The 25859-nt window shown below is 34.8% G+C and carries 20 protein-coding genes and 4 pseudogenes; 7 read left to right on the top strand and 17 right to left on the bottom strand.

The genetic code is table 11. The annotated features are described in order from the left end of the window. Positions 1–140: 140 nt before the first annotated feature. The 9 genes and pseudogenes from HF197_RS01935 to HF197_RS01900 all read right to left on the bottom strand — a co-directional run bounded on the left by HF197_RS01935 (position 141) and on the right by HF197_RS01900 (position 6339). A complete protein-coding gene (locus tag HF197_RS01935; protein ID WP_168464064.1) occupies positions 141–1154 on the bottom strand; it encodes an extracellular solute-binding protein in 1014 nt (337 codons plus the stop codon). A gap of 194 nt (positions 1155–1348) precedes the next feature. Continuing rightward, positions 1349–1783, bottom strand: coding sequence for an ankyrin repeat domain-containing protein (locus tag HF197_RS07635; protein WP_369800024.1), 435 nt, complete (start codon positions 1781–1783; stop codon positions 1349–1351). Then, a pseudogene (locus tag HF197_RS07630) lies at positions 1760–2314 on the bottom strand (ankyrin repeat domain-containing protein); the annotation flags it as partial. The pseudogene HF197_RS07630 and the gene HF197_RS07635, both read right to left, overlap by 24 nt. A 10-nt stretch (positions 2315–2324) precedes the next feature. Beyond that, positions 2325–2477, bottom strand: a complete 153-nt coding sequence (locus tag HF197_RS01925) for a hypothetical protein (RefSeq protein ID WP_168464062.1) — start codon at positions 2475–2477, stop codon at positions 2325–2327. A gap of 139 nt (positions 2478–2616) precedes the next feature. Next, positions 2617–3276: an ankyrin repeat domain-containing protein gene (locus HF197_RS01920; RefSeq protein ID WP_168464061.1), complete on the bottom strand. Its 660-nt coding sequence runs from the start codon at positions 3274–3276 to the stop codon at positions 2617–2619. 98 nt (positions 3277–3374) lie between these two features. Continuing rightward, positions 3375–4067, bottom strand: a complete 693-nt coding sequence (pyrF, locus tag HF197_RS01915; protein ID WP_168464060.1) for an orotidine-5'-phosphate decarboxylase — start codon at positions 4065–4067, stop codon at positions 3375–3377. A gap of 9 nt (positions 4068–4076) precedes the next feature. Beyond that, positions 4077–4838, bottom strand: a complete 762-nt coding sequence (locus HF197_RS01910; protein WP_168464059.1) for a CDP-alcohol phosphatidyltransferase family protein — start codon at positions 4836–4838, stop codon at positions 4077–4079. Beyond that, positions 4835–5509: a phosphatidylserine decarboxylase gene (locus HF197_RS01905; protein WP_168464058.1), complete on the bottom strand. Its 675-nt coding sequence runs from the start codon at positions 5507–5509 to the stop codon at positions 4835–4837. The genes HF197_RS01910 and HF197_RS01905 overlap by 4 nt, the downstream gene beginning before the upstream one ends. 95 nt (positions 5510–5604) lie before the next feature. After that, positions 5605–6339, bottom strand: a complete 735-nt coding sequence (locus tag HF197_RS01900) for a DsbA family protein (RefSeq protein WP_168464057.1) — start codon at positions 6337–6339, stop codon at positions 5605–5607. A 185-nt stretch (positions 6340–6524) separates the two neighbouring features. On the opposite strand from HF197_RS01900, the gene HF197_RS01895 reads away from it, so the two are divergent. Then, entirely contained in the window at positions 6525–7715 is a 1191-nt protein-coding gene (locus tag HF197_RS01895) for a CCA tRNA nucleotidyltransferase (RefSeq protein ID WP_168464056.1), read from the top strand. Positions 7716–7798: 83 nt separating this feature from the next. Here the strand turns inward: HF197_RS01895 and tnpC (HF197_RS01890) are convergent. The 4 genes and pseudogenes from tnpC (HF197_RS01890) to HF197_RS01880 all read right to left on the bottom strand — a co-directional run bounded on the left by tnpC (HF197_RS01890) (position 7799) and on the right by HF197_RS01880 (position 13371). After that, a pseudogene (tnpC, locus tag HF197_RS01890) lies at positions 7799–9135 on the bottom strand (IS66 family transposase). Between the two features lie 185 nt (positions 9136–9320). Continuing rightward, positions 9321–10154 carry a hypothetical protein gene (locus HF197_RS01885; RefSeq protein ID WP_168464055.1) on the bottom strand — a complete coding sequence of 278 codons (834 nt, stop codon included), beginning with the start codon at positions 10152–10154 and terminating at the stop codon, positions 9321–9323. 191 nt (positions 10155–10345) lie between these two features. Then, positions 10346–11230: a phage tail protein gene (locus HF197_RS07395; RefSeq protein ID WP_246168553.1), complete on the bottom strand. Its 885-nt coding sequence runs from the start codon at positions 11228–11230 to the stop codon at positions 10346–10348. Continuing rightward, positions 11206–13371 (bottom strand): baseplate megatron protein TIM-barrel domain-containing protein, encoded by a 2166-nt coding sequence (locus HF197_RS01880; protein WP_246168550.1) that lies wholly within the window; start codon positions 13369–13371, stop codon positions 11206–11208. The genes HF197_RS07395 and HF197_RS01880 overlap by 25 nt, the downstream gene beginning before the upstream one ends. A 181-nt stretch (positions 13372–13552) precedes the next feature. On the opposite strand from HF197_RS01880, the gene HF197_RS01875 reads away from it, so the two are divergent. From HF197_RS01875 to HF197_RS01860, 4 genes and pseudogenes are all read left to right on the top strand, one after another. Then, positions 13553–14581 carry a hypothetical protein gene (locus HF197_RS01875; protein ID WP_168464054.1) on the top strand — a complete coding sequence of 343 codons (1029 nt, stop codon included), beginning with the start codon at positions 13553–13555 and terminating at the stop codon, positions 14579–14581. Between the two features lie 198 nt (positions 14582–14779). Beyond that, positions 14780–16140, top strand: a pseudogene (gene tnpC, locus HF197_RS01870) (IS66 family transposase). A gap of 149 nt (positions 16141–16289) precedes the next feature. Beyond that, positions 16290–17246 carry an IS5 family transposase gene (locus HF197_RS01865; RefSeq protein WP_168463922.1) on the top strand — a complete coding sequence of 319 codons (957 nt, stop codon included), beginning with the start codon at positions 16290–16292 and terminating at the stop codon, positions 17244–17246. Positions 17247–17425: 179 nt separating this feature from the next. Next, complete coding sequence (locus HF197_RS01860) at positions 17426–18718, top strand: adenylosuccinate synthase (protein ID WP_168464053.1); 1293 nt, start codon at positions 17426–17428, stop codon at positions 18716–18718. 85 nt (positions 18719–18803) lie between these two features. Here HF197_RS01860 and HF197_RS01855 read toward each other — a convergent pair whose 3' ends face one another. Further along, the gene (locus tag HF197_RS01855; RefSeq protein WP_168463947.1) at positions 18804–19760 is read right to left on the bottom strand and encodes an IS5 family transposase; all 957 of its coding nucleotides are present in this window, start codon (positions 19758–19760) and stop codon (positions 18804–18806) included. A gap of 211 nt (positions 19761–19971) precedes the next feature. Between HF197_RS01855 and HF197_RS01850 the strand changes: the two genes are divergently transcribed. Then, entirely contained in the window at positions 19972–20199 is a 228-nt protein-coding gene (locus HF197_RS01850) for a hypothetical protein (RefSeq protein WP_168464052.1), read from the top strand. A gap of 73 nt (positions 20200–20272) precedes the next feature. On the opposite strand, the pseudogene tnpC (HF197_RS01845) reads toward HF197_RS01850, so the two are convergent. From tnpC (HF197_RS01845) to HF197_RS01835, 3 genes and pseudogenes are all read right to left on the bottom strand, one after another. Continuing rightward, positions 20273–21633: pseudogene (gene tnpC / locus HF197_RS01845) on the bottom strand (IS66 family transposase). 56 nt (positions 21634–21689) lie between these two features. Beyond that, on the bottom strand, positions 21690–22019 hold the full coding sequence (locus HF197_RS01840; protein ID WP_168464051.1) for a hypothetical protein: 330 nt from the start codon (positions 22017–22019) through the stop codon (positions 21690–21692). 33 nt (positions 22020–22052) lie between these two features. Further along, complete coding sequence (locus HF197_RS01835; RefSeq protein WP_168464050.1) at positions 22053–23009, bottom strand: IS5 family transposase; 957 nt, start codon at positions 23007–23009, stop codon at positions 22053–22055. Between the two features lie 181 nt (positions 23010–23190). On the opposite strand from HF197_RS01835, the gene HF197_RS01830 reads away from it, so the two are divergent. Further along, positions 23191–25851 carry a hypothetical protein gene (locus HF197_RS01830; protein ID WP_168464049.1) on the top strand — a complete coding sequence of 887 codons (2661 nt, stop codon included), beginning with the start codon at positions 23191–23193 and terminating at the stop codon, positions 25849–25851. Positions 25852–25859 lie beyond the last annotated feature (8 nt).

Raw genomic sequence — 25859 nt, 5'->3', positions numbered from 1 at the left:
AAAGTAGAAGATTAACAGCCTTTGTATTAGAGAATTCAAAAGGAACACCACCTTTCGGCAATGTTCCCCAATAATTAGAATATTTACGATGCAATATTAACTATCCCTCAAAATGCTGTCAAGCACTTTTTTTTATTTTTTTATTTCCACCCACATTCATCTGCTATCATCACAGCTTCAAAAAGGTGCTTTTCAAGCTCGCTTAAAGATAGATTGCTTTGTGAATAATTGCCCCAAGATTTCAGTATATCAGACGCTTCAATACCTTCAATTATAGGATACTCTTGATTCTTTTTAGCGTATGATTCCTGAGCTTTTTTGCTTACTAAAAACTCCATTAGAGCTATAGCATTTTCTCTATGCTTTGCATTTTTTGTTACCGCTGCACCACTAATATTTACCATCACACCATCATTTGGAAAGAAAGCTCCAAGTTTATCTGTAATACCCTTCTTCTCTGATGAAAGAATTCGTGCAAGATAATAACTATTTACTATTGCAACATCTCCTTCACCAGCCGCCACTGCATAAATTTGGTCAGTATCACCGCAGCTTGGCTTTCTTGCCATGTTGCTTACAATTCCATTTACCCATTTTTTTGTCCTCTCAAAACCATTATTTGCAACCATAAAAGCAATCAATGAGCGATTATATGGACTGGTAGACGAGCGCACCAATATTTTTCCTTTCCACTTTTCATCTGCAAGATCTTCATAAGTCCCTAAATCTTTAGGATCCACTGATTCTTTATTATAGACCAACATTCTAGTTCTTTTAGTAAGACCAAACCAATAATCTTCGTTATCTCTAAACTTTGCAGGTATGGCGTTTTTCAAAACTTCTGAATCTACTGGAGACAAAAGCTTCCTTTTTTTTGCAAGAATCAGATTCACTGCATCTGCAGTAATAAACAGATCAGCTTCACCGCCATTTTCTATGCGTGAAAGCAGCTGCGAATAATCATCAATTATGTAGCGTACTTTAATTCCAGTGTCTTTTGTGAACTCATCAAATAGAGTGCGTACCAGCTCCTCTTTGCGTGAAGAATAGACATTCACTACTTGTGCATCATTAGTGATATCATTTTTAAATAAGTACACAACAATTGCTAATACAACTACTGCTAAAGATGTAAATATAAAGGCCTTTTTCATACTGAACAAAATAACTTTTTATAATTTAATGGTACTGCAGATACAATGTTTTGGCAAGCGCATAGTATTTTTCTCCAGATAGGATGTCATCCCAGTGGAGCCAGTTTAGCTGACATTAATGAGCAGGAGGAGCAGGTTGACCAATTGCAGGCTCATTCTGCATTTCATATACATACACATCCTTCACTCCACAACTAGGCCTCATATGGAGGGGGATTATCATCTGTAGGCTCAAACTTTCCTGCTTCAGCTTCAGCTTCCACTTTAATAAAGTGGATATATGATCTTGCTCCAGCATATAGGATAGAACTACCAATAATACTTACCGCAGCAGCAACTGCAACAAAAATGCATACCAAGGTTTTCAATGGAGGAATAGAAAACTCACCTATAGTAGATTCTAAAGATACAACCCCCAAAATCATAAACTGAACTACTAATGACACAACAAATATACCAAAGCATAGAAGAATTGCCTGATTTCTCATCTCACCTAAAATAGTATTTCCATCTTTATCCTTCATATTCATATCAGCCCCTGCTTTGAGAAGAATTTCTAATGCTTCTTTTTTACCATTTTTATAAGCACAAAGTAAAGGAGTATCTTCATATCCATCTCGCGCATTCAAATCTATTCCCTTTAATGTTACTAGGCATTTTAATAATTTTAGATTATTTGTTTTAATAGCTAAGTGTAAAAGGGTGTCTCCATTTTTATCCTTTATATTGACATTATCCCCTGCTTCAACAAGAATTTTTAATGCTTTTTCTTTACCACTTTCATAAGCCAAAAATAAAGGAGTATCTCCATTATCATTATATATTGCATTAACATTAGCTCCCTCTCTTATGACCTTCCTAGCTAAGTACTTATTTTTGTTTCTAATAGCATTAACAAGTTTTTTATTTAACTTATCTTGTTCACTGAAAATGTTTGCTATTTCTGTACGTTCAAAGTCCCTAGCCATTTTCAAGGGAGTGTCACCTGCTTTATTTTTGATGTTAAGGTTTACCTTATCACATTTAATCAGATATCGTACTAATTCTTCGTTATTTCTTTTAACAGCAAGGTGTAAAGGAGTATTTCCATTTATATCTCGTACATTAATACTATTAGCATCTTCGTTTATGAATTCTTCTACTAGAAGCATTTCTCCTGCTTTAACAGCATCAAAAAAATGCCTCCTGCTTTTTTTCTCTTAGCACCTCTTCATATGAAGGAGGGCTCGTTGCCTTTTTGTATGAAGGAGGAGGTGTGTTTAATTCCATTACTTCATCGTATGCAGGAGGATTATCGTTATATGGTGATGTGTTTCTTGGCATAAACTTCTTCCACTAAAAATTAAATATTTATGATTAATTATTGCATAATTAAATATAAAAGTCAATATATTGAATTATGAAAACATACAGCTGTTAAACTTCCCAGTGTCATGCGCTGGAACTCAAGAAAAGAGCCAGTTTAGCTGACAGAAGGAGCAGGTTGATCAATTGCAGGCTTTTCATTTATCACCTGCACTGCTCCACAGATAAGCTCATATGGAGGGGGATTTCCCTTCCCATCTGCAGACTTATATCCTTCTGCTTCCGCTCTAATGGAGCGGAAACATACTATTCCTGCAATCTGTACAATAAGGCTAACAAACAAACCTATCGCAAAACAAGCTCCAACAACACTTGCTGAATAGGTTACTAATATTTTACTATTAAAAAGGTAAACAAAAGATATCGTCGGAAAAAGCGGAGATAACCCACCAAATGCACAAATACCGGTTACAGCTGCGTCATCACGTATATGATCTAAGAAAATATTCCTTCCATATTTATTTTTCGCATTCACGTCAGCCCCTGCTTTGAGAAGAATGCTTAATGCTTTTTTTTTATCATTTTTATAAGCCCAAAGTAAAGGAGTGTTTCCATCTTCATCTCGTGCATTAATAATATTAGCATCTTCGTTTATGAATTTTTCCACTAGATCTATTTTACCTGCTTGAACAGCATCAAAAAATTTATTCTGCTTTTCTTTTAGCACCTGTTTGTATGAAGGAGGATATATATGCATGTTCGTTGTCTCTCCGAACAAAGGAAAATTATCGTTATATGGTGATGTGTTTCTTGGCATAAACTTCTCCCACTAAAAATTAAATATTTATGATTAATTATTGCACAATTAAATATAGGAGTCAATATATTTAATAGCTTTTACAGGCCCTATCCTACTTAAATCAGCAATCCCAATTTTTTAGCGATATTGACTGCACTACCTGCAGGATTGTCACTTTTCGTGATTGGTCTGCCAATTACAATATAATCTGCTCCTAGCTCCACTGCTTCCTCTGGCGCTGCTGTTCTTTTTTGATCATCATGGCAAGTATCTATGCGAATCCCTGGAGTAATAATTTTAAAATCTTGACCACATTCTTTTCGCACTTCCTGAATTTCCAGCGCGGAACAAACCACCCCATATAGTCCAATTTTTTTTGCAAGCTTTGCCAGTAAAACCGCCTGAGATTTTGTTTCTTTTTCTATGCCAAGCTCATTTAAGTCTTCATTGCTCATGCTAGTTAATACTGTTACTCCTACTAGTTTTATTTTCGTACCTTGCACTACACTCAGTGCTTTCTCTAGCATTTTAGCTCCACCGCTAATATGTAGCGTTAACATCTCAACATTGAGGTTTTTTACCACCTCGATCGCTTTAGCTACAGTATTTGGAATGTCATGCAACTTCAGATCCAAAAAAATTGGCACATTGCGTTTTGCAATTTCTTGCACCCCAGGTATGCCATGAGCAGTAAAAAATTCTAACCCAAGTTTCACCATACCAACCTTATCACGCAAGGAGTCAGCTAAAGAAATAGCCTCATTCAAGTCTTGAGTGTCAAGTGCGCATATGATTGGATTAACTTTCATATATCTTCTTTAGCGAGCTCTGTAATTATAATATATGTACAGCCCAATACTTATTGGAATAGTAAGCACATATACCAAACCTACAATTGGCAGAGTTACCCAAGGTTTACTGATGAAAAATATAATAAATATTCCAAAAAGTAATACAAATATATAAGATACGCTTCTGGGAACATAGATATGCTTCGCAGAAAAAGTTGGAATATGACTAACTGAAAAAAATGAAATGATTAAAAAATAACAAGCTACATTTCTTGTATTAAAAAACTGTTCCATAAAAAGCAAGCACCCACTCTCTTCAGACTGAAAAGTAACAATAAGTGGAAGTAAAGAAAATAATGCACATACTGGTGATGGAACACCAGAAAAGAAAAATTTTTCCCAATATTCTTGTTCTGTACCCAATGATACATTAAATCTTGCAAGCCTTATTGAAATGCAGATTACGTATATCATCACTAAAATCCACCCTATTACTCCAATTTCTTTTAATTTCCAGAAATACAGAAGAAATGCAGGTGCTGCACCAAAATTTAAAAAGTCTGCAAAGGAATCAAGCTGAGCTCCAAAATCGCTAGTTGATTTTAGAATTCTAGCTAGCCTACCATCCATTCCATCTATTATTGCAGCAATGATGATAAAAATTACTGATAATTCCCACTGTTCATTAAATGTAAACTTAAGCGAAGTAAGGCCAGCACATAAGCCGAGCAATGTTACAAAGTTTGGAAATAGCTTTGCAACAGGCAGAAACCTACTGTCATGACTCATATAACATCAAAAGTAAGCTTCTCTTGAAGACCCTCTTTACTTAAGCTTGCTATAATTGTTTCACCACCAACAACAGTTTGACCCTCTGAAACTCTCACTTCTACGTTACTTGGAATATAAAGGTTTACTCTGCTGCCAAATCTAATAATTCCAAATCTTTCACCTGCTTTTACACTTTGAGACACACTCAAATTACACACTATACGACGTGCAATCAATCCTGCTATTTGCTCTACAATAATTTCTTTTCCTTCTTGATATTCAATTACAATAACCTGTTTTTCATTTTCATTGCTAGATTTATTGCTCATTGCAGATACAAATTTTCCTTTTTTGTAGTTTAGTTCTTTTATTTTACCAGATATAGGAACGCGATTTACATGAACGTTCAGAACGCTTAAAAATATACTAACAAGCGTGAACTTTTGATCTTCTACTGATACATCTTCTTCAATTTTCGTGACTATACCATCGGCAGGACTGATTATTAGATCCTCATTGTTTGGTACAGCTCTTGCCGGATCACGAAAAAAGTAAGTGCACAATAATGTTGGAAATAAGCATGTAACACCAGATCCCCAAGATATAGAAAATGCTATACATGTAACTATAAAGGCAATTACTATAAATAAATAACCCTCCCTATTTATATTAGGTAAATTCAAACACATAATCCAACTTACAATAACTTATCGTTAACAACTTATCATTTATCACCTCCCATGAAAAGCTTTTTTTAAAAGGCTTGTTGCATCGTAAAGGTCATCTATTTTTTACTCAGTTCGTTTACTTTATTACGTAGCACACTTAAATCAGTTGCTCCGATGAACAGACTATCACCGATAACCACAAAAGGTGTACCACCAACACCTAAATCTCTAACCAAAAGCTTACTGCTGTCGATCATTTGTTCGATTTTATCTGCATTGTCTTTCATAGAAGAATTAAAATCACTTTCACTAATCCCTATACTCTTTACTATATTCAATATAACATTATCAGAAAACTCTCTTGTGTGCTTTAAAGCAGCATAATGAAAATCAAGATATTTTTCTTTGTCGATAAAATAAACAGCTAAAGCGCTTCTTGCTGCTTTAAGAGAGTTATTGCCAAAAATTGGAGAATCCCTAAAAATATATTTAACTTTTCCATCATTAATTAATTGTTTTACATCATCCTTTATCGCCTTACAATATCCACAAGAGTAGTCAAAAAATCCCACAGCTATGATATCGCTATTCTCATTTCCAGCGTGAGGGTAGGCTTGATCAAACACTTGATCCTTATATTGCAAAATTTTATTTCTAAATGCATTGGTACGGTTATTTTTTTCTTGTAGAGCATTGATAATTCTATCGAAATTTCTGCTTATATAACTATCTACCCTTTCACCTATGTAATCATCGCTCAATGTTTGACCACGATTTGAAAGCCAATTATTTATTACCGGTAAGCTTGCTATTAAGATTATAAAAATGAATAAAAATGGTATTCTAGACATAAAACTTATAAAGAAATCTTTAAATAATATACCATGTGTTGCCTTTGATTAAACTAAAATTTTTTATACAATTTTACGTTAAAATATAGCTTTCGTCTAATCACATTCAAATGTTGTATTTTAACGTAAAATTGTATAATTATCTGTAAAACAGTGTCATCCCAGTCGTACAGTTGTGAGCTCAAATGCAAGTTGACCTTGAAACTAATTTAATCATTGATGCCATAGAGAAATCAGGTGGTGAGGCAAGGCTTGTTGGTGGATGTGTTCGAGATTCAATTTTGCAGCGCGATGTCCATGATATTGATTTAGCCACCAATTTACTACCCAAGAAAGTTATTAAGGCATTAGAATCCTGCAATATAAAAACTATTCCAACAGGTTTGAAACATGGTACTGTAACTGCAATTTTAAATAACAGATCTTTCGAAATTACCACACTCAGGCATGATGTTCAATGTGATGGTAGGCATGCAGAGGTAGAATTTACTGATGATTGGAAAGCTGATGCTTCAAGGCGTGATTTTACATTCAATGCTCTCTATGCAGATAGGCATGGCCAAATATATGACTATTTTGGTGGCGTTCAGGATTTAAAAGCACAAAGATTAAATTTTATAGGTAATTCTGAAGACAGAATTAGGGAGGACTATTTACGCATCTTAAGAGCATTTCGCTTTCATGCAAAAATATGCACAGGAAACTTAAGTGACAAAATATTAAACGTATGCAAAAAACACTCCCATATGATTCAAAACTTATCTGGAGAGAGAATTAGAGATGAAATGTTTAAATTGCTGGAATGTGATGATCCTGCTCCAACGCTTAAAAGCATGCAAAAATCCAGTGTATTACAGCAAATTATTCCAGGAGAAGTAAAATGTGAAATTTTATCCTCTTCACTTCTTATTGGTGCTGATGCACTAGTAAAACTAGCATTACTCCTTAGAACTACTGAAAACGAAAAGGCGAGTATTGGAAAGTACATCAGTAAATTTTTACGTCTTTCAAATAAGCAAAGTAAAAAACTACTATTTTTATCATCCAACAACATTAAAACAGAATTATCAGAACAGGAACAGAAAAAATACATTTCTCTGTATGGTAAGGAATTCTATTGCGATTTAATAAAAATCTGTGGCGTTGAGTCCGGAACAAACATTGATTTAATAGAACAGTACATTTCATTTGCAAGCACGTTCGATATCCCGAAATTTCCTCTATCTGGTGATGATTTGATAAATATAGGATATCAGCCAGGAAAAAACTTAGGCAAAAGCTTAGAATTGTTGAGGCAACACTGGGAAAATAGCTCCTATACCTTAACGAGGGATGAGTTGGTTATTTATGCCCAAAAACTCCCCTCTGCTGACTAGCTCTTCTGTTTTTGTTTTCCTCAGCTATTCTATCAGCCGTATCCATTCAGGTGTATGGCTTAAGAAGCAATAGCCAGTAGGTTTTAAAAAGGATTTAACTTCTTTTGCCTCCAAGTCAAGTACAATGAAATTATCCTCTCAAGAAACATATTTCCCCGTTTCGATTGTGTAAAATATGAAACTTTTCGGTAAACAACGTAATGCCGAATCTGTCGCTCAGCATAGTTGTTTGTCAGTGGAATATTTTCTGGATCGTCCAAAAATTTCCACATCATCAGATCCGATTTCATGATATTTTTTGCTACTCGAGACGCTCCAATTGCCTCGGGTAAATTTGATATATTCTTTAAGTAATATCTCGTTCGCTTGCGTAATTTTCTTGCTCTTCTTATGAACCTTAATGTGTCTATTTCATCCTTTAACAGAGCTTTTTTCAATGCAAATAATTCAGTAGCAACATTCCTTAAATAATACCCCAAAACTTTCACTTCGCTATTCCAACTATGAGACAACCTTTCAAAATCTCTTGCTAAATGTGCCCAACAGACCTGCCTTTTCTTGCTGGAAAAGTAGTTGTAAGCTGCATATCTGTTGGTCACTACTAGGTTGTTATTCTTTCCAAATTTACTATTTTCCAGGACTTTCATCCCTCTTGACTCTGTCAATTTGATCACACTTCCTATTTTGCTCGCAAACATCCAGCACCAGCCCTGTTTACCTTTGTTGTAATGGCTAGTTTCATCGATATGTAAAATTTTGCTCTTGCTTACCTCTTCCTCAATTTGCTCATATGCTTCTTGGCATTTTTCTGCCACTCTAGCCTCGCTATTTGATACACTACCGACGCTGATATCCAGGTTGAAAATGTCCTTTATAATATTTGCCACTTCTTTTTTCGAATTCTTGTAAAATCCACTTAATGCTGCAATTACTGACTTAACTCTTGGACCAAATGTGTCCGCAGTTACTCCTTCTTGTAGCTTGCTACTTTTTCTTTTTCCACATCTTTTGCAACGTCCATGCTCTAGTTGATATTCAACTACATACGGCTTGATTTCCGGCAAATCGACCTTTTGATGAGTATACGGATCTTTTGATACCGCAATTTCTCCTCCGCACTCACACGTATTGGGCAGTTCTATTTTTACCATCTCATCTGCCTCCATTTTAGGGCGGTAACTGCCTTTATGTCCAACCTGTGCTCCTACTTTCCTGTCACTTTTTGGCTTATTTTCCCTCATCTTATATAATTCTTTGGAGCTTGGTATAGATGAATTTTTTGAACTTAAGCCAAGCCTTTCTTTTAACTCAGCGTTTTCGATCCTTAGCGCTTTATTTTCTGCTTTAAGCTCTTCTATTTTTGTTTCTAACTTTTCTATAGTCTGCTTAAACTTTCGCAAAATTCTAAAAGATCAACCATATTACCTCATAGCCACTCTAGTTTACCTTTTTAGCATTCCTTGTCTACTCTTTATTTTACCGCCCGGCTGAATGGATACTTATTTCATTACAAAAATAACGCCAGCACAGCATAAAGCTGGATCACAGTATCAGCTACTCGTATGACATTAAAAATAGGAATCTCAGTGTATTACAATGAATTATTTAACTTACACTTTTAGACTCTTCTTGGTTTTTATTATTATTAGAAGATAAAACCACCCCATTTACTTTCGTTGTTAGCGTGTCAAGATCATGTTCTATTTTTATCCCCAGTATAAAACCAAATATTTCACAAAATCTCTGAAAATATTCGATAATAATGTCCTTCAAGCTTTTACCGTTCTGTTCATAATTTTCTAGCTTCTTAGGAATAATAAGTAACACTTTACCTTCCTCATATTCTACATTTCCATCCTTACATCTCAGTGTGAATTCCACTGAGCTGGATAAATTGCATATTTTTCGTACAGGACGGCCAGTATCATTGGTCTCATGTATACCTATTTTTGAGCTAAAGCTAAACTTGAGGCAATTAGGATCATCGCAACTTATATGAAATTTTCTTTTATAAAAATCTGAATGTAAGTTAAAAGAAAAAAGTACTTCAAAATATGCAGCACAAAAAAAGTTAATATATCCACCTTGATGGTAATTATCTATTAATTTTGCAATAATAAAATCATTTGGAACTGCTGCACCTGTATTTTTAAATATTTCTGTAAAAGCTTCTCTCAAAAATGGACGGTAATCTTTTTTTCCATTTTCATCTTTTGAAATTAAGTTTTCATGTGTTGATTTTAAATCATTAATAAATTTCCGAGTTATTTTTTGTCTATTTACATAGATCCTTTCAGACCTATCGAAAATATCCTCATTTGTCTGCTCACCAGAAATTATTTTCTTCCAACCACTCTCGCTTATTTTCTTAACATTCAAGTCATAATACCCAAACCCTTCCACTCTCTCTATGAGTGCATTAACCATTGCGTCTGTCATACTAAATTCTTCATTATATATGTATTAATATTAACACATATTTTGTTGATTGTCAATTTTTAGAGCTTTTGCTTCCGTGTTACCAATTGAATCGCCGTAGGTTACTGCCTTGAGGTAAATTTTCCTCCCACGCTGCACTGCAAAAGATATTATTGAATCATCAAGTAGGGTGAATTTTTCACCTGTATATTCTATATTATCCCCTGCCCTGTTATTGTTAACCTATATCTATTTTTTTCTATAAGCTCAGCATTTTGGAATGTTATTACTTCTTTTCCAATCAGTGCTGAATTTAAAGAACCTGGTAATTTACCAGAGCGCAATGCAACTATAATCTCTTTACAATGAGACTCTACTACATGTCCATAAGTGGACTGCTTACTCGAGCTGGCAACTAGTTGGTAATCTTTATTATCATATGAAATAAAGAGTGTTGCTCCCTTCCAATTTTCTTCTTCAGTAATTAAAGTAAAACTTATATTATCATTTTTAATATTTGGTAAATCTATTATTTCTATGATGGTTTTACCAATGTGAGATGGAGGATGCTCTTTAAGCATAAGCGACTCAGCTGAAGGAAAAGAAAGCTTGTAAATAGAAGGATCATAGCCAACACCACTTATCTGAATAGACATACTTTCAAGTTTTGTCTTTGTAATTCTTATCGTGTGCTTTTTTTTGCCATCTAAAATTGCTACTATGTCACTTGGTAAAAGCCATGCGTATTTAATCGGCAACTTAAAATTATATATATTCCTCTCTTGCCAAGCAGAATAAAGCAAAACTTCAGCGATATTTTGCGCTTCATCCTCTTCCATAATAAGCGGCACTTCAACTACTGAAGCTTTTCCCTGCTTTGGAAGTTCTGCATACTTAACATCAATTGGATAGCCAAAATTGCGGTTAAAATAGACAACACTAACTTTATTGTTTAAGTCCAACTGGCTTATATTTATCAGCTGCATTTGCCTTGAATTGCCTTTCATAACAACATCACCGATTGGTATTTCAGCCACATCATCTTTATGTTCTGTCCCCTTTTGGACGAATTTCAGCTTTGACTCTTTCTCAACCACATCAAAAAATAATAATTCTGCAACATTCTAATAATTGAACGCACCGATTGCTGGTCATTTATTGCATATCCGGACAATAATCCTTTAACACCACTTGTATCAAACTGATCAGTTTTTAAGCCTGCTTTCTGCAGTAGATCAGATAAAACATCAGCTATATTGAACTGCGAAATTTTTCCCTGCACCCAATGTCCCGTCTGCCAATTATGGCAATCAGCCCACATATTGCACAAATTAGGAAAGTAAGGAAATGGTCTGGCATCCCATGCCCAGAGAAACATTTTCTCCACCATTTCTGAATCTTTCCACTTTTTTAATGTGCCTTCGATTGCAATTTTCTGTGCAAGAAAACTCACCTCTCCGTTTGAATACTTTGGATATTTACTTTCTGTGCTACTTTTATCTATAAATACATTTGGCTCATTAGTGCAGCCATTTACGCTGGGGAACCCATATTCAATGAACCATATCTTTTTCATTTTCAGTCGCCATTTTGTTTGGCTGCCATCAGGATTAATGTGGACTTCACTCCACCATTTTTCTATATTTTTCCATGCGTATTTGCTGTCATTATATTTTACCTTTTCAGGTTCATTCTTGGAGTAATCATAAAAATAATCATACCCTTCTCCACTACTCCAACCATCGATTACATCTTGCACAGAATATCCAAGAGAAGGCTCAGGTCCATCAGTTAGCGGAAAGTATGCATCTATGCCAACAACATCAATATGCTCTGAAGACCATAGCTCATCCATGTTATACCAACCATCATGTGAGTGATATTCACTCCAATCTGCAGCGTAGGTTACAGTCACCTCCTTTCCAAGTTCATGTTTTACTTTAGAAGCTAACATCTTAAGTGCTGTAACTGTTGGATAACTATCCCATGAACTTGTTACTCTAGTTAGTTGAGCAAACTCAGAGCCAATGATAAATCCTTCAACTTTAGTCTGCTTAGCAATGCTGATATAGTGCCCTATAAATTTGTTATATTGATTGCGGAAAAAACTACTGATGCTTTCTGGTGACCCTGCAATTCGGCCTCGCCATTCTTTATTTTCTGTATCAAGAAGCAGCATAGGATAAAGCATTACCTTATAGCCCCTGCTGTGCAACTCCTCTATATATCCAATCAATGCTGAGTCACTAATAGTGCCTCCATATCTGATGTTTTCATTACTATCTTTTGAAATCACCCGAGCATTGTCTCTGGTTATATTACCTACTTTCCAATCATCAGGAACAGTTCTTGAATCATCTTGAAATTCAACTGCGGGATATATTTTGCAGTCTTCTATATTTATATCATCTGCAAACCAGTTTACTACCACTGATACCCATTCAACATTTGGCAAATCTTCCTTTAATTGATCCAAAGAAAGCATGGCATCACTTTTTTTAGTATGATTGTTGTGATTTATCCTTTTTGCTGCTCCATAGGGAATATATTGATTACTGCTAATTTTCTCTCGCGAGATTTTTTTCTGTATTTTTGTATCATACACATACTCTCCCGAACCTGGAATGATGTTGATATTGTTAATGTTATCTGCCACTGAAAACTCACTGGATTTTAATGCAGCCTGTACCTCAAATGTAAACACCGGAACGCGGTTGTTGTAGTCTGCTAAAGGAAAATCCTTGATTATTATGTAGGATATTCCTCTGTATGCAGCACCCTCCCCCGTAAGTGAATCGGGCTCTTGATCCTCCGTACCTGGATAAAAAGTATAATCTATCTCATCAAAATTGAGTGATTTTGTATCTGCCCAGATTCTCTTTAATTTTTTTACTTCTCCCTTGCAGATGGCAATTGCAAGTGTTGCATAGTAGTTATACGTGATTTTATTTTTATCAGTAACTGCTTCTTCTCTAAGCGGCTTGGACCAAATGATATTTCCTGCAACTCGAGCAGTGCCATAAATAATTGGAATTGTCCTACCATAAGCAGATGTCTGCACCTGCAGATTCTTTAGCCTTGCTCCATGTGTTACTTTCTGCTCGGCATCAAGGCCAAACATTGCGCTATCTAGCTGCGCACCAATCAATGCGCCAAGCTCAGAACCAATAATTTGACCAACTGGACCAAAAACACTACCGGCCTGACCTAAAATTGATGATAAAATGATTGTAGACATAACGTAACCCTCCTTTGATAAATTTTTATTTGATAAGTTTTTTATTAAAGCTCTTCAATAAGCTAAAAAACTCAATGACTTACGATGAATAATTAAAATACTTGATTAAAAAAGTGTATGAAGAAACCATACACCAGCAGCCACATTATAATCAGTAATAAAAATAATGGAAGAGAAATTTTTGCTTGATAAAATAAAAAAAATTTCTATAATAATAACATTAGTATATTTGGTAATAAAAATGCATATTGGAACGTCAGAAAAAAGTAGTAAAATATTGATGTGTGGTGTAAAATTATTTGTTAATCAGCGTAATAATCATCTTATATCATTAGAAAATATTAGTTCAGCAAAAAAATTAACTAAAGCTTTTTTACTTGTTCTAATAGTTCCATTTACTGTTCTCACATTAACAGCGTTTTTTCTGTGCCAAAGCTTTATAAATGCCGTTAGTGCTAAAGATAACGATTCTAAATTATCTAAAGTAATAAAAAGTATACTTAGATTTTTATTCTATATTATTGCCGTTGCAATAATAGTTCCATGCTTTCTATTAAATGTGACAATTTCATTAGTACCAGGTCTTATTTTTATGGCTATTAATAATCCAAATGTAGCAAACACTGAGGTAGAAAATGAAGAAGCAACCAAAACTAAGATAAACAATAAAGAAGAATATAGTAAACGTGTTGAAGAAGAAGTTGATAATTTAAGGCAACAGAAAAATGCAGATCTGGATCATCAGTCAAGTACTAATTATACAAGTCATCCATTAGTAAGAAATAACCAGCAACCAACTGTGGAAGTAATATCGAGAGTAGATAATGAATGTGCTAATGGTGTAGATCAGATTATTATACTAAGAAACATAAATGGTGATGGTTTACAAAATGGTGAAATGATTATGCGAACAGAAGGAGACGATAATAACGTTACTGCTCGTAGTGTTTTCACCGGGGATGTTAATAATGGAGCTTATGCTGCTGGTGGCTTTATTCTGTCGTGTCACACTACCCAAGATGGCAAAGGCAAAGTAAATGGAATAGATCTTAATTTTGACTACAGAGTGCGTACTGGAGCAGATAGACGAAGTGCTATGGATACACTAATGCAAAGTGCATCAGCAAGGAATTTTTTACCATCAAGTAATGCTACAGCACCGTCTATAAAGCATCTACGTAGTAGCACACAAGAACTGAGTAATGACTAACTCTAAAAAAACAATAACAATAGGGTAGCAGCTGCTCTAACTGTACGAATATTGAATTTTAGGCCAATCGCCCACAAAACGGTGTCATTCTATGACTTGATCCATAATTGTACGAATATGTATCCATTCAGCCGGGCGGTAAAATAAAGAGTAGACAAGGAATGCTAAAAAGGTAAACTAGAGTGGCTGTGAGGTAATATGGTTGATCTTTTAGAATTTTGCGAAAGTTTAAGCAGACTATAGAAAAGTTAGAAACAAAAATAGAAGAGCTTAAAGCAGAAAATAAAGCGCTAAGGATCGAAAACGCTGAGTTAAAAGAAAGGCTTGGCTTAAATTCAAAAAATTCATCTATACCAAGCTCCAAAGAATTATATAAGATGAGGGAAAATAAGTCAAAAAGTGACAGGAAAGTAGGAGCACAGGTTGGACATAAAGGCAGTTACCGCCCTAAAATGGAGGCAGATGAGATGGTAAAAATAGAACTGCCCAATACGTGTGAGTGCGGAGGAGAAATTGCGGTATCAAAAGATCCGTATACTCATCAAAAGGTCGATTTGCCGGAAATCAAGCCGTATGTAGTTGAATATCAACTAGAGCATGGACGTTGCAAAAGATGTGGAAAAAGAAAAAGTAGCAAGCTACAAGAAGGAGTAACTGCGGACACATTTGGTCCAAGAGTTAAGTCAGTAATTACAGCATTAAGTGGATTTTACAAGAATTCGAAAAAAGAAGTGGCAAATATTATAAAGGACATTTTCAACCTGGATATCAGCGTCGGTAGTGTATCAAATAGCGAGGCTAGAGTGGCAGAAAAATGCCAAGAAGCATATGAGCAAATTGAGGAAGAGGTAAGCAAGAGCAAAATTTTACATATCGATGAAACTAGCCATTACAACAAAGGTAAACAGGGCTGGTGCTGGATGTTTGCGAGCAAAATAGGAAGTGTGATCAAATTGACAGAGTCAAGAGGGATGAAAGTCCTGGAAAATAGTAAATTTGGAAAGAATAACAACCTAGTAGTGACCAACAGATATGCAGCTTACAACTACTTTTCCAGCAAGAAAAGGCAGGTCTGTTGGGCACATTTAGCAAGAGATTTTGAAAGGTTGTCTCATAGTTGGAATAGCGAAGTGAAAGTTTTGGGGTATTATTTAAGGAATGTTGCTACTGAATTATTTGCATTGAAAAAAGCTCTGTTAAAGGATGAAATAGACACATTAAGGTTCATAAGAAGAGCAAGAAAATTACGCAAGCGAACGAGATATTACTTAAAGAATATATCAAATTTACCCGAGGCAATTGGAGCGTCTCGAGTAGCAAAAAATATCATGAAATCGGATCTGATGATGTGGAAATTTTTGGACGATCCAGAAAATATTCCACTGACAAACAACTATGCTGAGCGACAGATTCGGCATTACGTTGTTTACCGAAAAGTTTCATATTTTACACAATCGAAACGGGGAAATATGTTTCTTGAGAGGATAATTTCATTGTACTTGACTTGGAGGCAAAAGAAGTTAAATCCTTTTCAAAACCTACTGGCTATTGCTTCTTAAGCCATACACCTGAATGGATACCTTGAGAGGATAATTTCATTGTACTTGACTTGGAGGCAAAAGAAGTTAAATCCTTTTCAAAACCTACTGGCTATTGCTTCTTAAGCCATACACCTGAATGGATACCATTTAACCGACAAAGGAAAAATATGCCAGTCAAAATGAAAGTCAGTAACTGCTACGAATATAACAAATTTCTCCAAGAAAGAGGAAATATTTTTTATTACGTCAACGATGCCATAGAAAATTGGTACGAAAAAAGTCCCAAAATGGCCGGTGGCAACAATATTTATAGTGATAAAGTCGTAATTCTAATTCACATAATAACTTATTTGTTTAGAATAGGCCTAAGACAAACGGTGGGGTTTATAGCTGGATACCTTGAGCAAATAGGAAAAAATTTGCAAGTTATCAGCTATTCCCAGGCTTCCAGAAGATTCAAAAAGCTTAACTTAAAAATTAATGATCGAAGACATGATAAAAACAGTATGGAAAATATTGAGATCGCCATAGATAGCACTGGAATAAGCATCTACAATAATATTCCAGGCCATAGTAAGGCAAACGGTACAGATAGAAAGTACCGTGGCTATAAGCAAACAAGAAAATTGCATGTAATGCTGGAGATAGGTAGCAAAAAAGTCATAGCTGCAAAATACAGTAGTGGAGTTTATTCTGACCACTATGGAGCCTGTGATCTTATTGCAAGGGCTAATGCTAAATACAATATAAGCACACTATATGCAGACAGAGCATATAATCGAAAGAAGTTATACAAATTGTGCAATGAGCTTGGCATAAAGACAAAAATTCCTCTGCAAAACAATGCAGTGGAGCATCCAAAGCTGGATTATATGGCTGAGAGAAATTCTACAATCAAGCTCATAAAGTCATATGGTGAAGATGGTATGAAGAAGTGGAAAAAAGAGATAAATTATGGGAAGAGATCTTATATAGAAAGTTTTTTCTCGCGACTGAAGCAAACATTTGGGTTTAGTTTTAGGAACAAATCTGAGATTAACCGTGAGAAAGAAATGCTACTCAAGTGTTATTTGCTGAACAAATTTACTGAAATAGGCATGGCTAAATTTGAGATAGCTTCATGAATTTATTATGCATTGCCTCCTATCCAAAGAGCGATGCAACAAAGCCCAATAGAATCCATAAATCGTGATTTCACATAATTCTTTCGCAGCAGGTTTTTTAAGATAGGCCTTGTCATCTATAGTATGTTGTATTAATATTTAAATAGACTTCTTTCGAAATCATTAATATAAAGGGAATAATGGGTAATATAGTAGTTATTGGTCTGCAGTGGGGCGATGAAGGAAAGGGTAAAATAGTGGATTACCTTTCTGAAAATGCAGATGTGGTTGTGAGATTCCAAGGGGGCAATAACGCTGGGCACACAATAGTAGTAAATGATGAAGTCTATAAATTAAATCTGCTGCCTTCTTCTGTTTTAAGGCCAGATAAAATATCTGTTATAGGAAATGGTGTTGCTCTTGATCCACATGCTCTGATCTCAGAGATAGAATCATTAAAAATAAAAGGTATAGATGTAAATCCTAATAATTTGATGATATCCGAAAGTTGCCCGCTTATACTCAGTGTACATAAAGAAAAGGAGAATTTATTTGAAAATTTAAATAAAATTGGCACAACACACAAGGGTATTGGGCCATGCTATGAAGATAAAGTTGGAAGAAGGGCAATACGCCTTTGTGATCTGGAACATGCAGATGAATTAAATAAAAGAATAGATAACCTTCTAAACTATCACAACGCGATTAGAAGAGGTCTAAACTATCCTGCAGTGACGAAAGAAGAGATATTAAAAGAAATTCAAGAGATTTCAGAGAAAGTTTTACCATATAAGAAGCCTGTATGGAAGGTGCTAAATGACCTTATAGAGGAGAATAAAGAGGTTATTTTTGAGGGCGCACAAGGTACATTCTTGGATATTGACCACGGGACATATCCTTTTGTTACCTCAAGTAATACTATAGCGTCGCAAGCAATTACAGGGTCAGGTTTGTTTTCTAATGTTCATATTGTTGGGGTGGCAAAGGCTTACACAACAAGAGTGGGTAACGGTCCATTTCCAGCTGAACAAGAAAATGAGATAGGGGAAAATTTATTTACTATAGGTAAAGAGCTTGGAACAGTAAGTAATAGAAGGAGGCGCTGTGGGTGGTTTGATGCGGTTTTAGTGCGTCAAGCTGTGCAACTTTCTGGAGTTTCAGGTATCGTATTGACAAAATTAGATATTCTTGACTCTTTTGATACAATTAAAATATGTGTTGGGTATATTCACAATGGTAAAAAATATGATTACCTGCCTGCTTTAAGTTCAGTACAAGAAGAATTAGAACCAATATATGAAGAGTTTCCTGGGTGGAAAGAGGACACTCAAGGTAAGAGGTCAACTGAGACATTACCTATTAATTTAATCAAATATATAAAAAAAATAGAAGAATTGGTTGGTGTGCCAATTCACCTTATTTCGACAAGCCCAAAGCGACAAGATGTTATTGTACTTAAAAATTTTGAATTTTCCGAGAATGCTTTAGTATAAGTTCATTTTTTTGTTTATGAAAAGAGCTGGATCCCAGCAGGCTTTGTTGCATCGCTCTTTGGATAGGAGGCAATGCATAATAAATTCATGAAGCTATCTCAAATTTAGCCATGCCTATTTCAGTAAATTTGTTCAGCAAATAACACTTGAGTAGCATTTCTTTCTCACGGTTAATCTCAGATTTGTTCCTAAAACTAAACCCAAATGTTTGCTTCAGTCGCGAGAAAAAACTTTCTATATAAGATCTCTTCCCATAATTTATCTCTTTTTTCCACTTCTTCATACCATCTTCACCATATGACTTTATGAACTTGATTGTAGAATTTCTCTCAGCCATATAATCCAGCTTTGGATGCTCCACTGCATTGTTTTGTAGTGGAATTTTTGTCTTTATGCCAAGCTCATTGCATAATTTGTATAACTTCTTTCGATTATATGCTCTGTCTGCATATAGTGTGCTTATATTGTATTTAGCATTAGCCCTTGCAATAAGATCACAGGCTCCATAGTGGTCAGAATAAACTCCACTACTGTATTTTGCAGCTATGACTTTTTTGCTACCTATCTCCAGCATTACATGCAATTTTCTTGTTTGCTTATAGCCACGGTACTTTCTATCTGTACCGTTTGCCTTACTATGGCCTGGAATATTATTGTAGATGCTTATTCCAGTGCTATCTATGGCGATCTCAATATTTTCCATACTGTTTTTATCATGTCTTCGATCATTAATTTTTAAGTTAAGCTTTTTGAATCTTCTGGAAGCCTGGGAATAGCTGATAACTTGCAAATTTTTTCCTATTTGCTCAAGGTATCCCGCTATAAACCCCACCGTTTGTCTTAGGCCTATTCTAAACAAATAAGTTATTATGTGAATTAGAATTACGACTTTATCACTATAAATATTGTTGCCACCGGCCATTTTGGGACTTTTTTTGTACCAATTTTCTATGGCATCGTTGACGTAATAAAAAATATTTCCTCTTTCTTGGAGAAATTTGTTATATTCGTAGCAGTTACTGACTTTCATTTTGACTGGCATATTTTTCCTTTGTCGGTTAAATGCCTATTTATAATGAATTTCGTCAGTAACTCCCAGTTCTTTTTACTTTAGCTATGCAACAAAGCCATTCTAGCGTCACGCGCTAGAATCCAGGAATTTCAATTGAGCATAAATAATGAATATAAAAGTTATTTTGAATGGAATTTAAAGGCTGGATACAAGTGTCTGGGCGCTGGTATGACACCATTTTGTGGGTAAATGGCCTAAAACGCAACATTCGTACAGTTATGCATGCCTTGGTGTAGCAGCTATTATAGCGGTAGCAGGAACAGCATTACTTGCCACAGATAATCTAAAACGTATTAATCTCAGAGGAAACCCGAATATAAGCAATGCAAGCGCAGAAAAATTATCTAATCAACCTCAAAACTGCATCACAGAAGCAGAGAGTGAAGCATATAAAAATGGAAAAAAATAGATAATACACCAGGCAATGGAAAATACTACGCCTATGCATGGCTTTGTGTAGCGTATCCATTCAGGTGTATGGCTTAAGAAGCAATAGCCAGTAGGTTTTGAAAAGGATTTAACTTCTTTTGCCTCCAAGTCAAGTACAATGAAATTATCCTCTCAAGAAACATATTTCCCCGTTTCGATTGTGTAAAATATGAAACTTTTCGGTAAACAACGTAATGCCGAATCTGTCGCTCAGCATAGTTGTTTGTCAGTGGAATATTTTCTGGATCGTCCAAAAATTTCCACATCATCAGATCCGATTTCATGATATTTTTTGCTACTCGAGACGCTCCAATTGCCTCGGGTAAATTTGATATATTCTTTAAGTAATATCTCGTTCGCTTGCGTAATTTTCTTGCTCTTCTTATGAACCTTAATGTGTCTATTTCATCCTTTAACAGAGCTTTTTTCAATGCAAATAATTCAGTAGCAACATTCCTTAAATAATACCCCAAAACTTTCACTTCGCTATTCCAACTATGAGACAACCTTTCAAAATCTCTTGCTAAATGTGCCCAACAGACCTGCCTTTTCTTGCTGGAAAAGTAGTTGTAAGCTGCATATCTGTCGGTCACTACTAGGTTGTTATTCTTTCCAAATTTACTATTTTCCAGGACTTTCATCCCTCTTGACTCTGTCAATTTGATCACACTTCCTATTTTGCTCGCAAACATCCAGCACCAGCCCTGTTTACCTTTGTTGTAATGGCTAGTTTCATCGATATGTAAAATTTTGCTCTTGCTTACCTCTTCCTCAATTTGCTCATATGCTTCTTGGCATTTTTCTGCCACTCTAGCCTCGCTATTTGATACACTACCGACGCTGATATCCAGGTTGAAAATGTCCTTTATAATATTTGCCACTTCTTTTTTCGAATTCTTGTAAAATCCACTTAATGCTGCAATTACTGACTTAACTCTTGGACCAAATGTGTCCGCAGTTACTCCTTCTTGTAGCTTGCTACTTTTTCTTTTTCCACATCTTTTGCAACGTCCATGCTCTAGTTGATATTCAACTACATACGGCTTGATTTCCGGCAAATCGACCTTTTGATGAGTATACGGATCTTTTGATACCGCAATTTCTCCTCCGCACTCACACGTATTGGGCAGTTCTATTTTTACCATCTCATCTGCCTCCATTTTAGGGCGGTAACTGCCTTTATGTCCAACCTGTGCTCCTACTTTCCTGTCACTTTTTGGCTTATTTTCCCTCATCTTATATAATTCTTTGGAGCTTGGTATAGATGAATTTTTTGAATTTAAGCCAAGCCTTTCTTTTAACTCAGCGTTTTCGATCCTTAGCGCTTTATTTTCTGCTTTAAGCTCTTCTATTTTTGTTTCTAACTTTTCTATAGTCTGCTTAAACTTTCGCAAAATTCTAAAAGATCAACCATATTACCTCACAGCCACTCTAGTTTACCTTTTTAGCATTCCTTGTCTACTCTTTATTTTACCGCCCGGCTGAATGGATACATAAATTTCCCAAATGATTACAAAAAGCTAGTTTATACTCACTTAGGCCAGTTTGAATTACTTTGAGAAAGTGAAAATCTTTTGGAATTAATGTATTGCTACCAGTTACGTGGTTTCTTATGTAAAGATTATCACCTTTGAAAAAATATCCAATTTCTAAAAACTTTGCGACAGTCACTTCTTCTCCCTCTACTTCTAGGACAATTTTTGCCTCTTTCGTATTTTCAGCACCTGGCACAATTTTCAATAAAGACTTTCTCTGCAATGCTTCAGTGTCTCTTCTTGACTTAAAATGGCTTTGTTGCATCGCTCTTTGGATAGGAGGCAATGCATAATAAATTCATGAAGCTATCTCAAATTTAGCCATGCCTATTTCAGTAAATTTGTTCAGCAAATAACACTTGAGTAGCATTTCTTTCTCACGGTTAATCTCAGATTTGTTCCTAAAACTAAACCCAAATGTTTGCTTCAGTCGCGAGAAAAAACTTTCTATATAAGATCTCTTCCCATAATTTATCTCTTTTTTCCACTTCTTCATACCATCTTCACCATATGACTTTATGAGCTTGATTGTAGAATTTCTCTCAGCCATATAATCCAGCTTTGGATGCTCCACTGCATTGTTTTGCAGAGGAATTTTTGTCTTTATGCCAAGCTCATTGCACAATTTGTATAACTTCTTTCGATTATATGCTCTGTCTGCATATAGTGTGCTTATATTGTATTTAGCATTAGCCCTTGCAATAAGATCACAGGCTCCATAGTGGTCAGAATAAACTCCACTACTGTATTTTGCAGCTATGACTTTTTTGCTACCTATCTCCAGCATTACATGCAATTTTCTTGTTTGCTTATAGCCACGGTACTTTCTATCTGTACCGTTTGCCTTACTATGGCCTGGAATATTATTGTAGATGCTTATTCCAGTGCTATCTATGGCGATCTCAATATTTTCCATACTGTTTTTATCATGTCTTCGATCATTAATTTTTAAGTTAAGCTTTTTGAATCTTCTGGAAGCCTGGGAATAGCTGATAACTTGCAAATTTTTTCCTATTTGCTCAAGGTATCCAGCTATAAACCCCACCGTTTGTCTTAGGCCTATTCTAAACAAATAAGTTATTATGTGAATTAGAATTACGACTTTATCACTATAAATATTGTTGCCACCGGTCATTTTGGGACTTTTTTCGTACCAATTTTCTATGGCATCGTTGACGTAATAAAAAATATTTCCTCTTTCTTGGAGAAATTTGTTATATTCGTAGCAGTTACTGACTTTCATTTTGACTGGCATATTTTTCCTTTGTCGGTTAAATGCCTGTTTATAATGAATTTCGTCAGTAAACTCCCAGTTCTTTTTACTTTAGCTATGCAACAAAGCCGTTTGGGGTTGGGATAATAGAGAAAAGGAAGTAAATGAAGAAGTAAATAAAATAGACTTCAGCGACACAGCAACTTACTCAGAATATAGAATAATGCACGGTGTAATTAATAGCACTCTTTTAGCATTACTCCAAGGATGTCGTGATGAAAAAGGTGATGCAAAATATCCTAATGTTATCGTATTAAATAAAGCAAGAGCAGAAAATTTAGAAGAATTATGTGAAGAAGTTAAAAATGCACTTAAAGATAGCAATATTCAGGAAAATATAAAGGAATACCTTACAAAGAAAGAGTTTAAAGGTGGTCTACTTACTGAGATGACAGGAAACATTGAATATGTAGTTAAAGCCTTAAAGACTGGAGACCTAAATACCATAGTAAAAAATTGGGAGCTTGATAAAAAACTCCATAATATGATGAAAATAGGAGATGAATATCAGGTATTAGATGATATATGCGCTGAACTTGAAGAGATAACAAAGTTTGGTAATCGTAGTCTTTTAGATAAAAAACAATATAAACTTCCTACTTACGATGTGTATAAAGATAAGCTAGAGAAGTACCTAAAAGAGAATTTTGGGCTAAAAAGTGATGAATTTATAAAAGAGACATATGAAAAACTGAAACATGAGAAAGGTGACAAAGCTTTCAATTGGCAATCTAAAGATTATCCAGCCATAGCTGCATTATTTAGAAAGCATAACCTTATAAATAAGATAAATGAAAATTCAGCTAAATTTTCTTTATATGAATTAAGAGAGATATGTCAGAGAAATAAAATAGTTTTTGATAACTATAGCCATTTAAAAATAAACGGGCCATTTATTGGCTTTGATAAGGAAGGAAAACCTATAGCATATCAATATACTTCGGAAGAAGTGACGCTAGCATTCAAGGAAGGCTGGATAGCAATACTTGCGGACCCATTAAAATTCGCAGGATATAACGACCTTGATTTGCAGAACGTTTCTCTTCTCGTAGGCAAAAGCGATGATATAATTAATAATCCAGATTATATTTATCAAATATATGGTAGACTTAGGGGACTAGACAACACTCAACAGCCATTCTTTAGGATAATTACACGTAAAGGTGTAAAATTGTGCTTTGATGTAAAAAATCTAATAAAAGCAAATGTTACCTCACTGCTATTTAAAGCTAGAAATCAATATAATAAAGGATCACTAAAAACACTTGGAAAAGAAACCTCAGAGGAAATAATTCAGTACATCAGTGATAGAATAGATAAGGGTGAAAAGGTTAACCATGAGTTTTGTCAAGATATTATAGTTAAAAAACTTCATGATTTACACAACAAAAATGATCATGATCTAGACAAAACAAAAAAAGAATCCTCTCGTGTTTTACAAGACCTAGAAAAGAAGCTTAACTCATATGAAAAAAACATAAAAAATCAAGGTAAACCAAGTGCATTGTATGCAGTTCCATATTACATTGCACGCACCTTTAGCATGGCTCTATACTACTTATGGACTTCCCCTAATTATTTAATATTTTGTCTTGCAACAATTGGTAAAGATAAAATAAAAGATGGTGTTGCAAGCGCTGAAGCAACTTATGTTCACATTATTAAAAACTATACCTTTATGGGTAGTATTGAAAATCAAAAGACGCTAGATAAGCTGTTAAAATTATCAGAAAATAAGGATAATCTGTTTGAGACATTGATAAACAGTTCAGTAGGCAAAAAAGTGCTTAAAAAGATCATATCACCATTACAAGATGCACACATTTTAACAATATTAAACTCTATTGATTCAGAAAATAATAAAGGAAACAATAATGAGGAAAATAATAAAAAAGTAAAAAGAATTAGATTGCTTTTGGATAAGGTAAAAAATAAAGGAAAAATAATAACTGATAGGAGAATTGTTAATGATATCCTAGAAATCAGTAAAGAAATTGTAGCCGCTCATGCTTGGTATCATGACTCTAACAAGATAATTAGTGCCAAAGATGAACCAGCATTAAAAAACTATAGCAAAGATAAAAAGGTTTTCCATATTAGGAATGTTGGCAATTCAACAGAATTTCTTCTGAGCGCTAAGGATGCTAGCATGATTTCTCTCAAGAAGAATTTTGGAAAACTTACTCTATTATTTGTGGTTTCTACACTAATTATATACCTGTTCACAAATAATCCGATAGTATTTATTATAAGTGCTGTAATTTTTTTACCACTGATACTTTATATTTTCCGTCACCCAAACATAGAGAATACAGAAAAAAGAAATCATAGAAAAAGTTACGGCAGTACAGGTTTACAAGTGTTTATATTTGTCATAAAATGGTTTCCGTTGCTTGTAGTACTGCCACAAGTTCCATATTTATTCCCAGAAAGTATAAGTCTATTCGCATCATCAGCTATAAGTACTTTTGGTTGCATTCCATTTATACTTTTTATTTTTGCTTATCCAGAAAAATTCAGATCAATTAATTTCAACAAGCAAATTGATGATTGTAACAAGCTAGAATATATGGCAAATCAGGCGAAGACTACAGATATAGAAACAGCTGCTAAGACCGCTAAGGAAGTCAGCAATGAACTACATAAAGTAGACCCACTGTCTGAAGATGATATTATTAATGGTAATGGTGAATTTACATGCCCTGTAATTAAGCATTATGCAGAGAAAAAGACTCAGCCAAACAATACACCTTCTACTTGTAGTTCTGAGGCTTCATTGTATAGTCCAGTTAGAGGGTTTACAGCGTTACCTGGAACAGCTTAAATTAATAA

The organism is Wolbachia endosymbiont of Ctenocephalides felis wCfeT (assembly GCF_012277295.1).
Classification (GTDB): domain Bacteria; phylum Pseudomonadota; class Alphaproteobacteria; order Rickettsiales; family Anaplasmataceae; genus Wolbachia.
The sequence above is the reverse complement of the archived record's forward strand: the minus strand, read 5'-3'. Positions and strand labels throughout refer to the sequence as shown.